13 protein-coding genes are annotated in these 13,957 nt (G+C 63.7%); 11 read left to right on the forward strand and 2 right to left on the reverse strand.

Annotated features, from left to right (window positions below; translation table 11 throughout):
* Positions 1-2 precede the first annotated feature (2 nt).
* The 9 genes from FFS45_RS34310 to FFS45_RS34350 all read left to right on the forward strand — a co-directional run bounded on the left by FFS45_RS34310 (position 3) and on the right by FFS45_RS34350 (position 9,205).
* Positions 3-1,184, forward strand: coding sequence for an acetyl-CoA C-acetyltransferase (locus FFS45_RS34310; RefSeq protein ID WP_137959076.1), 1,182 nt, complete (start codon positions 3-5; stop codon positions 1,182-1,184).
* Positions 1,185-1,371: 187 nt separating this feature from the next.
* Positions 1,372-2,112 (forward strand): 3-ketoacyl-ACP reductase, encoded by a 741-nt coding sequence (locus FFS45_RS34315; protein WP_137959077.1) that lies wholly within the window; start codon positions 1,372-1,374, stop codon positions 2,110-2,112.
* 141 nt (positions 2,113-2,253) lie between these two features.
* Entirely contained in the window at positions 2,254-2,832 is a 579-nt protein-coding gene (phaR, locus tag FFS45_RS34320; RefSeq protein ID WP_090683853.1) for a polyhydroxyalkanoate synthesis repressor PhaR, read from the forward strand.
* 164 nt (positions 2,833-2,996) lie between these two features.
* A complete protein-coding gene (gene rimO / locus FFS45_RS34325; RefSeq protein ID WP_137959078.1) occupies positions 2,997-4,388 on the forward strand; it encodes a 30S ribosomal protein S12 methylthiotransferase RimO in 1,392 nt (463 codons plus the stop codon).
* A gap of 3 nt (positions 4,389-4,391) precedes the next feature.
* Positions 4,392-5,345 (forward strand): sugar kinase, encoded by a 954-nt coding sequence (locus FFS45_RS34330; RefSeq protein ID WP_137959079.1) that lies wholly within the window; start codon positions 4,392-4,394, stop codon positions 5,343-5,345.
* A gap of 117 nt (positions 5,346-5,462) precedes the next feature.
* Positions 5,463-6,647, forward strand: a complete 1,185-nt coding sequence (gene bktB / locus FFS45_RS34335; RefSeq protein ID WP_137959080.1) for a beta-ketothiolase BktB — start codon at positions 5,463-5,465, stop codon at positions 6,645-6,647.
* Positions 6,648-6,691: 44 nt separating this feature from the next.
* Positions 6,692-7,303 carry a hypothetical protein gene (locus FFS45_RS34340; RefSeq protein WP_137959081.1) on the forward strand — a complete coding sequence of 204 codons (612 nt, stop codon included), beginning with the start codon at positions 6,692-6,694 and terminating at the stop codon, positions 7,301-7,303.
* A 55-nt stretch (positions 7,304-7,358) separates the two neighbouring features.
* Positions 7,359-8,543 carry a cystathionine beta-lyase gene (locus FFS45_RS34345; RefSeq protein WP_137959082.1) on the forward strand — a complete coding sequence of 395 codons (1,185 nt, stop codon included), beginning with the start codon at positions 7,359-7,361 and terminating at the stop codon, positions 8,541-8,543.
* 212 nt (positions 8,544-8,755) lie between these two features.
* Positions 8,756-9,205: a hypothetical protein gene (locus tag FFS45_RS34350; RefSeq protein WP_137959083.1), complete on the forward strand. Its 450-nt coding sequence runs from the start codon at positions 8,756-8,758 to the stop codon at positions 9,203-9,205.
* A gap of 269 nt (positions 9,206-9,474) precedes the next feature.
* Here the strand turns inward: FFS45_RS34350 and serB are convergent, their stop codons facing one another.
* Positions 9,475-10,314: a phosphoserine phosphatase SerB gene (gene serB / locus FFS45_RS34355; protein WP_137959084.1), complete on the reverse strand. Its 840-nt coding sequence runs from the start codon at positions 10,312-10,314 to the stop codon at positions 9,475-9,477.
* Between the two features lie 117 nt (positions 10,315-10,431).
* Between serB and FFS45_RS34360 the strand changes: the two genes are divergently transcribed.
* Positions 10,432-11,667, forward strand: coding sequence for a cytochrome P450 (locus FFS45_RS34360; RefSeq protein WP_137959085.1), 1,236 nt, complete (start codon positions 10,432-10,434; stop codon positions 11,665-11,667).
* Between the two features lie 39 nt (positions 11,668-11,706).
* On the opposite strand, the gene FFS45_RS34365 is transcribed toward FFS45_RS34360, so the two are convergent.
* Complete coding sequence (locus FFS45_RS34365) at positions 11,707-12,660, reverse strand: LysR family transcriptional regulator (protein ID WP_137959086.1); 954 nt, start codon at positions 12,658-12,660, stop codon at positions 11,707-11,709.
* A 199-nt stretch (positions 12,661-12,859) separates the two neighbouring features.
* Between FFS45_RS34365 and FFS45_RS34370 the strand changes: the two genes are divergently transcribed.
* Positions 12,860-13,876, forward strand: coding sequence for a zinc-binding alcohol dehydrogenase family protein (locus tag FFS45_RS34370; protein ID WP_137959087.1), 1,017 nt, complete (start codon positions 12,860-12,862; stop codon positions 13,874-13,876).
* Positions 13,877-13,957: the final 81 nt, after the last annotated feature.

Raw genomic sequence — 13,957 nt, forward strand, 5'->3', positions numbered from 1 at the left:
AAATGACTGATGTAGTGATCGTATCGGCCGCGCGTACGGCAGTCGGCAAATTCGGTGGGTCGCTGGCGAAAACCGCTGCACCCGATCTCGGCGCCATCGTGATTCGCGCTGCACTCGAACGCGCGGGCGTCAAGCCCGAGCAGGTCAGCGAAGTCATCATGGGTCAGGTTCTGACGGCGGGCTCGGGCCAGAACCCGGCGCGTCAGGCGCTCATCAAGGCTGGGCTGCCGCTGGCAGTGCCCGGCATAACCATCAACAAGGTCTGCGGCTCAGGCCTGAAGGCCGTGATGCTGGCGGCCAATGCCATCATCGCCGGCGACGCCGACATCGTGGTGGCCGGCGGCCAGGAAAACATGAGCGCCGCACCGCACGTGCTGCCGGGCTCGCGCGACGGCTTTCGCATGGGCGACGCCAAGCTGATCGACAGCATGATCGTGGACGGCCTGTGGGACGTGTACAACCAGTACCACATGGGCGTGACGGCGGAGAACGTCGCGAGGGAATACGGCATCACGCGCGAGCAGCAGGACGCGTTCGCCGCGCTGTCGCAGAACAAGGCGGAAGCGGCGCAGAAGGCCGGCCGTTTCGACGACGAGATCGTGCCGGTCGAGATTCCGCAACGCAAGGGCGAGCCGCTGCGCTTCGCCACCGACGAATTCGTGCGCCACGGCGTCACGGCCGAATCGCTCGCCGGTCTGAAGCCGGCCTTCTCGAAGGAAGGCACGGTCACGGCCGCGAACGCGTCGGGCCTGAACGACGGTGCGGCCGCGGTGGTCGTGATGTCGGCCAAGAAAGCCGAAGCGCTCGGTCTCAAGCCGCTCGCACGCATCAAGGCGTATGCGAACGCCGGCGTCGATCCGAAGGTGATGGGCATGGGCCCGGTGCCGGCTTCGCGCCGCTGCCTCGAGCGCGCGGGCTGGACCCCGGCCGACCTCGACCTGATGGAAATCAACGAGGCCTTTGCGGCCCAGGCACTCGCCGTGCATCAGCAAATGGGCTGGGACACCTCGAAGGTCAACGTGAACGGCGGCGCGATTGCGATCGGCCATCCGATCGGCGCATCCGGTTGCCGGATTCTCGTCACGCTGCTGCACGAAATGCAGAAGCGCGACGCCAGGAGGGGCCTGGCCTCGCTGTGTATCGGCGGTGGCATGGGCGTGGCGCTGGCAGTCGAGCGCGGCTGAGGCGTTTGAGTGGAGCAAGGCAGGAGTGCCGCGCACCGCTCGCTCATTTGCAGCAAGAGATGAGCGGGGGCGCGGTGTGTTGGCGGCCTCGCCAGCCGGTCGCCCGGCGGCAGTGGAGATGATGCAGTAAAGGCGAGGGAAGAGGCTGCCGGTCGGCGCCTCGAAAAACGATAACGGAGTGTGGTTTATGGCACAGCGAATTGCGTATGTAACGGGCGGGATGGGCGGCATCGGCACGAGCATTTGCCAACGTCTTCATAAGGAAGGCTTCAAGGTTGTCGCCGGCTGCGGCCCGAACTCTCCGCGCCGCGCAAAGTGGCTCGAAGAGCAGAAGGCGCTCGGTTTCGACTTTATCGCTTCGGAAGGTAACGTCGGCGACTGGGAGTCAACCAAGGCGGCGTTCGACAAGGTGAAGGCCGAAGTCGGCGAGATCGACGTGCTGGTCAACAATGCGGGCATTACGCGCGACGTCGTGTTCCGCAAGATGACTCACGAAGACTGGACGGCGGTAATCGACACCAACCTGACGAGCCTGTTCAACGTCACCAAGCAGGTGATCGACGGTATGGTCGAGCGCGGCTTTGGGCGGGTGATCAACATCTCGTCGGTGAACGGGCAGAAGGGCCAGTTCGGGCAGACCAACTACTCGACGGCCAAGGCCGGGATTCACGGTTTCACGATGTCGCTGGCGCAGGAAGTGGCGACCAAGGGCGTGACGGTCAACACCGTTTCGCCTGGCTACATCGGCACGGACATGGTCAAGTCGATCCGCCCCGATGTGCTGGAAAAGATCGTCGCGACGATTCCGGTGCGCCGTCTCGGCCAGCCGGATGAAATCGGTTCGATCGTGGCCTGGCTCGCGTCGGACGAATCGGGCTTTTCCACGGGAGCCGATTTCTCGTTGAACGGCGGTCTGCACATGGGCTGATCCGTGAGGCGCTCCGTCGTGAGACGGAGCGCGGCATGGTTCAGGTGTTTCCGGCGGCGTCTCGCGCGCGCAATCGTAGGCCCGATTGCCCCGTGCGGCAGGACGCCGTTTCTGCGCTTCAATGGCGCTCAAAGGCGTTAAATGACCACTACTACAAAGAAAACTGCCGAACGACTGATCAAGAAATATCCGAACCGTCGGCTCTATGACACCGAGACAAGCACGTACATTACGCTGACCGATGTCAAGCAGCTCGTGCTGGATCAGGAGGATTTCAAGGTCATCGATGCGAAGAGCAACGAGGACCTGACGCGCGCCATTCTGTTGCAGATCATTCTGGAAGAAGAGAGCGGCGGCTTGCCGATGTTCTCGTCGTCGATGCTCTCGCAGATCATCCGTTTCTACGGGCACGCGATGCAGGGCATGATGGGCACCTATCTCGAGAAGAACATCCAGGCGTTCATCGACATTCAGGCCAAGCTCGCCGATCAGTCGAAGAATCTGTATGAAGGCAAGGCCATGAACCCCGAAGTCTGGTCGCAGTTCATGAACATGCAGGCGCCGATGATGCAGGGCATGATGACCAGCTATATCGAGCAGTCGAAGAACATGTTCGTGCAGATGCAGGAGCAGATGCAGAACCAGGCCAAATCCATGTTCAGCACGTTCCCGTTCACGCCTGCCAATCCGCAGACGAATCCGGAGCCGGAGAAGAAGTAGGGGCGGCGTACGCGCCGTCCGGTTCAGGGTGGAGCGGGCGCGACCGCTGCCGCAAGGATGCGCGGCGCGGCGGGCTGATCCGCTTTCAGCGTGCGAGGCTGCGCGGTGCGTGGCGCGGGGTACAATAGCAGGTTACGTTTACCGCCACCCGCTGGATCGATCCTATGCCGCAAGCTTCTTCCCCCATTTCGCCGAACACGGCCGCACCCAAGGTCGGCTTCGTTTCGCTCGGGTGCCCGAAAGCACTCGTCGACTCCGAGCAGATCATCACGCAACTGCGCGCCGAAGGCTACGAGATCTCCGGCACGTATGACGGCGCGGACCTGGTGGTCGTCAACACTTGCGGTTTCATCGACGAAGCCGTGCAGGAAAGCCTCGACGCGATCGGCGAGGCGCTGACCGAAAACGGCAAGGTGATCGTCACCGGCTGCCTCGGCGCGAAGAAGAGCGCGAGCGGCTCGGGCCTGATCGAAGAAGTCCATCCGAAGGTGCTGGCCGTGACCGGTCCGCACGCTGTGGGCGAGGTCATGCAGGCGGTCCACAGCCATCTGCCGAAGCCGCACGATCCGTTCGTCGATCTGGTGCCGGCCGCGGGCGTCAAGCTCACGCCGCGTCACTACGCGTATCTGAAGATTTCCGAAGGCTGCAACCATCGTTGCACGTTCTGCATCATCCCGTCGATGCGCGGCGACCTCGTGTCGCGTCCGGTCGCGGAAGTGATGCTCGAAGCCGAAAACCTGTTCAAGTCCGGCGTGAAGGAACTACTGGTGATTTCGCAGGACACCAGCGCCTACGGCGTGGACGTGAAGTACCGCACCGGCTTCTGGAACGGCAAGCCGATCAAGACGCGCATGACCGATCTCGTGGGCGCACTCGGCGAACTGGCCGCGCAGTACGGCGCGTGGGTGCGTCTGCACTATGTGTATCCGTACCCGAGCGTCGACGAAGTGATTCCGATGATGGCCGAAGGTCCGTTCAAGGGTCACGTGCTGCCGTACCTCGACGTGCCGTTCCAGCACGCGCATCCGGAAGTGTTGAAGCGCATGAAGCGTCCGGCCAACGCCGAGAAGGTGCTCGAGCGTGTGCGCGCATGGCGCGAGATCTGCCCGGACCTGACGATCCGCAGCACGTTTATCGCCGGTTTCCCTGGTGAGACCGAAGAGCAGTTTCAGACGCTGCTCGACTTCATCCGTGAGGCGGAGCTCGACCGCGTCGGTTGCTTCGCTTATTCGCCGGTTGAAGGCGCCACCGCCAACGAGCTCGATGGCGCTTTGCCCGACGAAGTGCGTGAAGAACGCCGTGCGCGCTTCATGGAAGTGGCCGAGGAAGTGTCGGCGAAGCGCATCGCGCGCAAGGTCGGCAAGACGCTCAAGGTGCTGGTCGACGAGATCAATGCCGACGGCGGCATCGGCCGCACGGCTGCGGACGCGCCGGAGATCGACGGCGTCGTGTACATCGCGCCCACCACCAAGGCCTCGAAGCGTTACAAGGTCGGCGACTTCGTCTCGGTGAAGATCACCGGCGCGGACGGCCACGATCTGTGGGGCGAGGTGTAAGCCATGGCCAACGCGGCGAGTCCGGCCATCCTCGCGCTTGGCGAGGCGATGGTCGAATTCAACCAGGTGTCGAAGGATCAGCCGGACTATCTGCAGGGCTTCGGCGGCGACACGTCGAACTTCTGTGTTGCGGCTGCCCGCCAGGGGGCGACGGCCGGTTTTGTATCAGCGGTGGGCGACGATCATTTTGGGCGCCTGTTGCTCGATCTATGGCAATGCGAATCGGTGCATACGTCGATGATCAAGGTCGACAGTCAGGCGCCCACCGGCGTGTATTTCGTCTCGCACGGCCCGGACGGCCACCAGTTCGATTATCTGCGGGCAGGATCGGCGGCGAGCCGCTATGCCCCGCGCGATTTGCCGCTTGACGCGCTGGCGGCGGCGCAGGTCCTGCATCTGTCCGGCATCAGTCTCGCAATCGGCGTGAGCGCCTGCGACGCGGCGCTCGCCGCGATCGGCCATGCACGCGCGAACGGCGTGCGCATCAGCTTCGACACCAATCTGCGTCTCAAGCTCTGGCCGCTCGCGCGGGCGCGTGCGGTGATGGTCGAAGCAATCCGCCATACGGACATCTGCCTGCCAAGCTGGGACGACGTTACCGTGTTGACGGGACTCACGGGCCGCGACGAGATCGTCGATTTTCTGCTGGCGCTTGGGCCGCGCGTTGTGGCGCTCAAGCTCGGCAAGCAGGGCGCCTATGTGGCCACGCCGGATGAGCGGCGCCTCGTGCCGGGGCACGTCGTGGATGCCGTCGACGCCACCGGCGCCGGCGATTGCTTCGGCGGCGCGTTTATTGCCCGGATCGTCGCGGGCGACGATCCGTTTGCCGCAGCACGTTATGCCAATGTGGCGGCGGCCTTGTCGACGCAAGGCTTTGGGGCGGTGGCGCCGATTCCGCACCGTGCGGCGGTCGAGCAGGCGCTGCAGGCTGGAGGGGCGGACGCCTCGCCTGACTAACGCTAACGCCCATGATCCTTGCGAGACGGTCTGACGATAACGAGACAAGGTAGCCAGCGAGCGATGCCAAGCACACTGGCATTCCAGATCACTATCAGAGAGTAAGAGGAGCGAGCAATGCAACGGGACGTAGTGGTGGTAAGCGGGGTGCGTACGGCCATTGGCGACTTTGGCGGCAGCCTCAAGGACTTCTCCCCGACCGACCTCGGCGCGCGCGTGGTGCGCGAAGTGTTGTCGCGGGCCAAGGTGTCGGGCGACGAAGTCGGCCATGTGGTGTTCGGCAATGTGGTCCACACCGAACCGAAAGACATGTATCTGGCCCGGGTGGCGGCTCTCAACGGCGGCGTTGCGCAACACGCGCCGGCGCTGACGGTGAACCGTCTGTGCGGCTCCGGTCTGCAGGCCATCGTATCGGCTGCGCAAAGCGTGTTGCTTGGCGATGCGGATATCGCCATTGGCGGCGGCTCGGAAAACATGAGCCGCGCGCCGTACATGATGCCGGCTGCGCGATTCGGCCAGCGCATGGGCGATGCGCGCCTCGTCGACATGATGCTCGGCGCCCTGAACGACCCGTTCCAGGGTATCCACATGGGCGTGACAGCCGAGAACGTCGCGCAGAAATTCGGCATTACCCGTGAGGCGCAGGACGCGCTTGCGCTCGAATCGCATCGCCGGGCTGCCCACGCTATCGCGAACGGTTATTTCAAGGAACAGATTCTGCCGGTTACGATCGCCTCGAAGAAGGGTGACGTCGTGTTCGAGCAGGATGAGCATGTTCGCCTGAACGCGTCGGCGGAAGATTTTTCGAAGCTGAAGCCGGTGTTCGCGAAGGAAAACGGCTCGGTGACGGCCGGCAACGCGTCCGGCATCAACGACGCAGCCGCCGCGGTCGTGCTGATGGAACGCAGCGTCGCCGAACAGCGCGGCGTGAAGCCGCTCGCGCGTCTCGTGGCCTATGCGCATGCCGGCGTCGATCCGGCCTATATGGGTATCGGCCCGGTGCCCGCCACCCGCAAGGTGCTCGAGCGGGCCGGCCTGAGCGTCGCCGACCTCGATGTCATCGAAGCCAACGAGGCATTTGCCGCGCAGGCATGCGCGGTCAGCAAGGAACTTGGGCTCGATCCCGCGAAGGTCAATCCGAATGGCTCCGGCATTTCGCTCGGCCATCCGATCGGCGCGACCGGCGCGTTGATTACCGTGAAGGCGCTGTACGAGCTGGAGCGCATCGGCGGCCGCTATGCGCTCGTGACCATGTGCATTGGCGGCGGCCAGGGCATCGCGGCGATCTTCGAGCGGATCTGATGCGGGGCGCGGAGCGCCTCGTTTCATGCAACAGGAAGGAACGGATGTTGGAATCGAAATCGATGAACGGTGCCGCGCGTTGGCGCGGCTGGATTCCCGGTGCGGCGGCCGTGCTGCTGCTGGCCGGTGCGGGCGCCTTGACGCCCAACCCGGTATGGGCGCAAAGCGACGCAGTCAAGGAACTGGCCGCGCCGCCGCCCATTCAGTTGCCGCTCAAACCGAGCGCGGAATTCGCGAAGTTTCCGCGCTATGCCGGCACGCTCGGCACGCGCCAGATCGTGCTGCGGTTAGGACCCAAGACCGACGATCCGTCGGGCGTGCACGGCGAATATCAGTACACCGATACGGGTGAAGTGATCCTGATCGCAGGCGACCGCGATGGCGACACGCTCGAAGTCGAGGAGTCGAACGACGGCACCCACATCACCGGCAACTGGGTCGGCAAGTTTGCGGCAGACGGCTCGCTGGCGGGCGACCGCATGAACGTCGACGACTCCGATCCGCAGCCGTTCGACCTGCGTCCGCTGGCGCCGGGCCAGGCGGTGCCGGCGGCGGGGGCGGCCCAGCCAACGGCGAGCGGCGCGGCGACTGGCGCGTCCGCGGCGAGCGGTGCGCATACGGTGAACGGGGTCAACAATCTCTCGATCGGCGAGTAAGCGCCGCGCCGCGGCGCGCACTATCCGTTCCGTTCTGGCTTAACGTGAAATGACTATGACTCAATCCAAATCTCCACGCGGCCTGCAGACCCGCATCGTGCGCGCGGAAGACCAGCTCACGCCGGGTTTCGAATCGTTCGCCGTGCCGGTGGCGCGCGCCTCGACCGTGGTGTTCCCCGATCTCGCGACGATGCGCGCGCTCGACTGGCGCAACGACGCTCAATGGCGCTACGGTCTGCATGCCACGCCTACCTCGCTCGCACTGGCGCAGCGGCTCGCGGCGCTCGAGGGCGGCAATCACGCGCTGCTGCAGCCGTCGGGGCTGTCGGCGATTTCCAACGTCTATTTTGGCCTTGTCAAAGCAGGTGACGATGTCCTGATTCCGGACAACGTCTATTCGCCGAACCGCGAACACGGCGATTGGCTCGCGCGCGACTTCGGCATCACGGCGCGGTATTACGATCCGATGATCGGCGCCGGAATCGCCGGACTGATCCAGCCGAACACCCGCCTGATCTGGATCGAGGCACCGGGCTCGGTGACCATGGAAGTGCCCGATGTGGCGGCGATCACCGCAGCGGCGCGCGAGCGCAACGTGATCACCGCGATTGACAACACCTGGTCGGCCGGGCTTGCATTTCGCCCGTTCGAGCACGGGGTCGATATCTCGGTGCAGGCGCTGACCAAATACCAGTCCGGCGGCGGCGACGTGCTGATGGGCGCAACCATCACCGTGAACCGCGAGCTGCATCTGAAGCTGAAGTCGGCGCGTATGCACATGGGCATCGGCGTCTCATCGGACGACTGCTCGTTGATCTTGCGCAGCCTGCCGAGCATGCGGGTGCGTTTCGAACAGCATGACCGCAGCGCGCTCGCAATTGCGAAGTGGCTGAAGACGCGCCCGGAGATCGCGGCGGTGCTGCACCCGGCGTTGCCCGATTGCCCGGGGCATGAGTTCTACGAACGTGACTTCACGGGGGCGGGGGGGCTGTTCTCGGTGGTGTTCGACGGCCGCTACACACCCGCGCAAATCGATACGTTTTGCGAGTCGCTTGAGCTGTTTTCGATCGGCTGGAGCTGGGGCGGGGCGCATAGTCTCGTGATGCCGTACGACATTGCGTCGATGCGCACGGCAGCGCAGTGGCCGCATCGGGGCACGCTGGTGCGCTTCTATATCGGTCTCGAGGAAGAGGCTGATCTGCGGGCGGATATGGAGAATGGTCTGGGCACGCTGGCCTGACGAGGTTTGCGCCTTCGGCGCGGGCCGTGCTGGATGGTTCGGAGCTCGGAGAAAGCCCATCGGGATAAGGCCCCGGTGGGCTTTTTTACATTTGGGGCGAACCTTGTGCGAGCGCGCTGCAATTGTCCAATCGGCTGAGTAGTCCTGATTAAACGTTGTCGCTACGATGGAGTGAGGCGGGTTTTCGCGCAGTCCCTACACATCGGGCTTCAATGGATCTCTTTTTCTGGTTACTGCTGAATCTTTGCGTACCGATCGTCGGGCCGGTTTTTACCTTGGCGCTCGCGTCAGTCGCTCATGGCGGCGCTGTTGCGAGGCGACTGATCGTTGAGTCAGTCAAGGACGGTCAGTTGCTATGGTCGGCAATGGCGCTTTCTGCGTCCGCAACCTACGAGGCCGTCACGGCCCTCGAGGCCAGAGGTGCGATGCCTCTGCCGGAGCTCTGCATTGCCGGGTTTTGCGTGGCTGCCTTTTCCTGCTCCATTGTCGTCATGACGGCAACGACCAAGGCCCACACTGATGGGGCGATTGCGCAAACGCGGTCTAAGCGTGTGCAGCCTGGAGTCACTTCTTCGCCCCTCGGAATAGTGTCCATTTCAATCGGCATGACTGGCATCATCGCCTTTGCGTACACGGCAATGCATGTTTACTTGTTATGGTAAAATTTAACCCGATCGAGTTAAAATGCTGGCTCATCTGGGAGGATCAAATGTTTGACGTATTTCGTTTTGTAGAGTCACAGAAAAACGTCGACCGGGTTATGGCCTGGTGTAGTTACGGGACCTACGCCGTCTGCGCAGTGATGATCGTCGCCATCTGTATTGCCATGATTATTGAGCATAGCTAAGCAGGCTGGTCGCAGATGACGCGGTGTCTCGCGGTGTCTCGCGGTGTCTGATTGACAGCGCCTCGCCGAGAGGCGCCGCGTATCTCAAAACAACCGCAGCAACCCGTCCAGCCCCACATGATTGAACGCGACGCTTGCCGCTTCGCGCACCACCGGCTTGGCGCGAAACGCCACGGATAGCCCTGCCTCGGCCATCATCTTCAGGTCGTTCGAGCCGTCGCCCATCGCAATCGCGCGGCCCGGTTCGATGCCCAATTGAGCGCAGGTCTCGCGCAGCGTGCGCGCCTTGACTTCCGCATTCACGATTTCTCCCGTCACCTGGCCGGTCAGTTTGCCGTCGACGATTTCAAGCGTGTTGGCGCGCGTGAAATCCAGGCCGAGGCGAGCTTTCAGCTTTTCCGTGAAGAACGTGAATCCGCCGGAGACGAGCAAGGTTTTCAGACCCGCCGCCTTCGCACCGGCCAACATCTGTTCGGCTCCCGGCGACAGGCGTAGCCGCTCTTCATACACGCGTTCCAGCGCGCTGGCGTCGAGACCCTTGAGCAGCGCCACCCGGCGGGTGAGGCTTTCGTTGAAATCCTTGATTTCGCCGCGCATTGACGCTTCGGTGATCGCCGCAACCTCGGCCTTCAGGCCGCAAAAATCGGCAATTTCGTCGATGCACTCAATCGTGATCAGCGTCGAATCCATATCCATGGCGACCAGCCCGAAATCCCGCAACTGCCGGTTGGGTTCGATAAATGCGAAATCCAGGGCGTGCGTGCTGCAGTAGACCTCCAGATCGGCACGCTGTGTGGGGTTCGCGTCGGCAATGCGGATCGCGTGGGTGTCGATGGCAGCGGCGTGCGAGCCGCGGGCAAGCGCGACGAGCGTCTTATGGTGGTCGGTGGACAGAGGCGCGGGGCTTTGGATGACGAGGTTCATGTCGACGCAGGAAGGAGCGCGCGGCGCGCGGGGTAAATCCGCCTATTGTAACGGGTCGGCGCGCTGCATCTGCGGCGTCGCAAGCTCATACTGGGAGTTTGGAACCGGAGGCACCCCATGACCCTGCGCGTGACCGGCGACGACGCTCACATCCTTGCCCGCGACTTCAGTCTGCAGCATCTGACGCCCGCCTTTTATGCGGATCCCTATCCGGTGTACCGGGCGCTGCGCACGCATGAGCCGGTCAAGCGCATGCCTGACGGCTCGCTATTCCTGACCCGCTACAAGGACGTGCAAGCGGTCTATCGTGATCCCAGAACCTTCAGCTCGGACAAGACCGTCGAATTCAAACCGAAATACGGTGCGTCGCCGCTCTACGCGCATCACACGACGAGCCTGGTGTTCAACGATCCGCCGCTGCATACGCGGGTGCGCAAGCTGATTGCAGGCGCGCTGACGGCGCGGGCGATTGCGGCGATGGAGCCTGGTCTGATCCAACTGGTAGATGCGCTGCTGGAACGCGCCGCCGCGCAAGGGCAGATCGATCTGATCGGCGAGTTTGCAGCGGCGATTCCGCTCGAAATCATCGGCAATCTGCTCGATGTGCCGCACGCCGAGCGTGGGCCTTTGCGAGAGTGGTCGCTGGCGATTCTCGGCGCGCTCGAGCCGGCGCTCACGGCGGCGCAACTCGAACGCGGCAACCGCGCGGTGAGCGAATTCGTCGAGTACCTGCAGGATCTGGTGGCGCGGCGCCGGCGTGCTCCCGGCGATCCGCAACACGATGTGCTGACGCGCCTGATCCAGGGCGAAGTGGAGGGCGAACGGCTGTCGGAAGCTGAGCTGCTGCAAAACTGCATTTTCATTCTCAACGCCGGCCACGAGACGACCACCAACCTGATCGGCAATGGTCTCGTCACGTTGACCGGGTGGCCCGACGCACGCGAGGCTTTGCTTCGGGAACCTCTTCTGATCGAGAGCGCCGTCGAAGAATGCCTGCGCTTCGAAAGCTCGAACCAGCTCGGCAACCGCATGGCGACCGTCGACACCGAGATTGGCGGCGTCGCCGTGGCACATGGCACGCCGATAACGCTGTGTATCGGCGCGGCGAACCGCGATCCGGAGCAGTTCGTCGATCCCGAGCGCTTCGACATCCGCCGCGAGCCGAATCGCCATCTTGCTTTCGGCTTCGGCATTCACCAGTGCGCAGGGTTATCGCTTGCGCGTCTCGAGGCGCGCATTGCAATCGGGCGCTTCGTGCAGCGCTTTCCGGCATACCGCTTGAGCGGCACGCCGACGCGCGGCGGCCGCGTGCGCTTTCGAGGCTTTGCCGCGGTGCCCTGCGAGGTGAGCTAGGCGCGCGCCATCGCCGCGCGCCCGCCGACTCAGCGTGGCTCAGCGCGGCTCAACGTCCCAATACGGCGGATCGCCGAAGTGAGCCGCGAGAAAGTCGATAAATGCCAGCGTCTTCGGCGGCACGAAAGCGCGGCTGGGATAGACGGCCCAGATCGCCACCGTCTCGGCGGGCGGATAGCTGTCGAGGATGGTCACGAGTTCGCCGCTGCGCAAGTAGCGCGCCACGTCCCATGTCGATTTGAGTGCAATGCCGAAGCCTGCCAGCAACGCGTCGCGGATCACTTCGCCGTTGTCGGTAGCGAGGCGGCCGGTCACGCGCACGTCGAGCGGACCGGTGGGCGTTTCGAAGGCCCATGTGTTCTGGTCCGCCAGAATCACGCATTCGTGCTGAGCCAGATCGGCCGGGTGACCCGGGGTTCCGTGTGCGGCCAGATAAGCGGGCGCGCAGCAGATCACACGGTGGTTGACCGCCAGCCGCTTGGCGACCAGCGTCGAATCTTTCAGCGCACCGAGCCGGATTGCCACGTCCACACCCGCATCGACCAGATCGACGAGATGATCGGAGAGCCGCAGGTCCACGCTCACACCCGGATAACGGCGCAGGAAGGCCGGGATCACCGGCGACACGTGCTGGCGCCCGAACGACGACGGCATCGACACCCGCAACCGCCCCTGCGGCTCGGTCTGCGCCCGGCCCACCGAGGCGCGCGCCGCAGCGGCCGCATCGAGCAGCGTTTGCGCGCGGCTCATGAAAATCTCGCCGTCTTGCGTGAGACTGATACGGCGCGTGGTCCGATGCAGCAGACGCGCGCCGAGCAGCCGCTCGAGCTGGGCAAGCCGCGCGCTCGCCACGGCTGCGGACAAGCCGAACTCACGGCCGGCCGCCGACACATTGGCGAGCAGCGCGGCTCGCACGAACAGCGCGACATCGAGCAGATCGAGCCGTTCGCGCTCAGGCTGGGCAGATGTGGCGGCAAGGACCGGGGTCGTCATTATTCTGAATTTCAAGAAAATGTTTAAGCCATTATGCCTGTTCTGGAGGAACAAGGATCGTCCTAAGATACCCACAGTCCGGACGTAATGACGCGACGCGCGGCGCGACCGGCAGTGCGACCCAAGCCCTGCAGTGGAGCCCGAAGCACCGGAGCGCAATGTTTATCCCTTCTATCTCACGAACGAATCAGGAGTTGCCATGAAAGCCGTCGGTCTTTATCGCTATTTGCCCATTGACCATCCCGAAGCGCTGCTCGATGTCGAGCTTCCTCAACCCGTAGCGAAGGGCCGCGACCTGCTGGTGAAGGTCGAAGCGATCTCGGTGAATCCGGTCGACTTCAAGGTCCGCTCGCCGAAAGACACCGTGGAGAGCGCACCGCGCGTGCTGGGCTGGGACGCAGCCGGGACGGTGGCCGCAGTCGGCCCCGAGGTCACGCTGTTCAAGGTGGGCGACCCGGTGTTCTACGCCGGCAGCATCACCCGGCCGGGGGCGAACAGCGAATATCACCTGGTGGATGAGCGTATTGTCGGCCGCAAGCCGGCTTCGCTCGACTTCACGCACGCAGCCGCCTTGCCGTTGACGGCGATTACCGCGTGGGAAGCGTTGTTCGACCGCCTCGGCGTGTCCCCGCAGGGCGCGGACAAGGGGCGTTCGGTGCTGATTATCGGCGGCGCCGGCGGGGTCGGCTCCATCGGGATTCAACTGGCCAAACAACTGGGCGGACTGACCGTCATCGCAACGGCGTCGCGTCCGGCGTCGGCGAAGTGGGCGACCGAACTGGGCGCCGACCATATCGTCGACCACTTCGGCGACATGCCCGCCCAACTGAAGCAGATTGGTTTCGAGCAGGTCGATTTCGTGCTGATTTTCAACGACACCGACAAGCATTTCCCGGCCGCCGCAGCCGTCATCAAACCGCAAGGGGGCATTTGTACGATTGTGGAAAACAACCAGCCGATCGAGGTCGAACTGCTGAAGGCGAAAAGCTCGGCGTTTCACTGGGAATTCATGTTCACGCGCTCGATGTTCGGCACTCCGGACATGATTGAACAGCACAAGCTGCTGACCGAAGTGGGCCGCCTCGTCGATGCGGGCACCCTGCGCACGACCGTCGGCGAGGACCTCGGCAAGATCAATGCGCAGAATGTGCGGCGCGCGCACCAGTTGCTGGAACAGGGGCGCGCAATTGGCAAGCTGGTGCTGACGGGTTTCTGAGCCGTCCATCTCGCGCAATCGGAAACGAAGAAAAGGTCTTGCCGCAAGCGGGTTAACACCCGATCCGCGCGAAGCGCGTTC

It is taken from the genome of Burkholderia sp. 4M9327F10 (assembly GCF_005503145.1).
Taxonomy (GTDB): Bacteria; Pseudomonadota; Gammaproteobacteria; order Burkholderiales; family Burkholderiaceae; genus Paraburkholderia.

Excerpts from the sequence above, each read along its gene's own strand:
- FFS45_RS34310 (WP_137959076.1), top strand. The coding sequence starts at position 3 with ATGACTGATGTAGTGATCGTATCGGCCGCGCGTACGGCAGTCGGCAAA.
- FFS45_RS34315 (WP_137959077.1), top strand. The coding sequence starts at position 1,372 with ATGGCACAGCGAATTGCGTATGTAACGGGCGGGATGGGCGGCATCGGC.
- phaR (WP_090683853.1), top strand. The coding sequence starts at position 2,254 with ATGACCACTACTACAAAGAAAACTGCCGAACGACTGATCAAGAAATAT.
- rimO (WP_137959078.1), top strand. The coding sequence starts at position 2,997 with ATGCCGCAAGCTTCTTCCCCCATTTCGCCGAACACGGCCGCACCCAAG.
- FFS45_RS34330 (WP_137959079.1), top strand. The coding sequence starts at position 4,392 with ATGGCCAACGCGGCGAGTCCGGCCATCCTCGCGCTTGGCGAGGCGATG.
- bktB (WP_137959080.1), top strand. The coding sequence starts at position 5,463 with ATGCAACGGGACGTAGTGGTGGTAAGCGGGGTGCGTACGGCCATTGGC.
- FFS45_RS34340 (WP_137959081.1), top strand. The coding sequence starts at position 6,692 with ATGTTGGAATCGAAATCGATGAACGGTGCCGCGCGTTGGCGCGGCTGG.
- FFS45_RS34345 (WP_137959082.1), top strand. The coding sequence starts at position 7,359 with ATGACTCAATCCAAATCTCCACGCGGCCTGCAGACCCGCATCGTGCGC.
- FFS45_RS34350 (WP_137959083.1), top strand. The coding sequence starts at position 8,756 with ATGGATCTCTTTTTCTGGTTACTGCTGAATCTTTGCGTACCGATCGTC.
- serB (WP_137959084.1), bottom strand. The coding sequence starts at position 10,314 with ATGAACCTCGTCATCCAAAGCCCCGCGCCTCTGTCCACCGACCACCAT.
- FFS45_RS34360 (WP_137959085.1), top strand. The coding sequence starts at position 10,432 with ATGACCCTGCGCGTGACCGGCGACGACGCTCACATCCTTGCCCGCGAC.
- FFS45_RS34365 (WP_137959086.1), bottom strand. The coding sequence starts at position 12,660 with ATGACGACCCCGGTCCTTGCCGCCACATCTGCCCAGCCTGAGCGCGAA.
- FFS45_RS34370 (WP_137959087.1), top strand. The coding sequence starts at position 12,860 with ATGAAAGCCGTCGGTCTTTATCGCTATTTGCCCATTGACCATCCCGAA.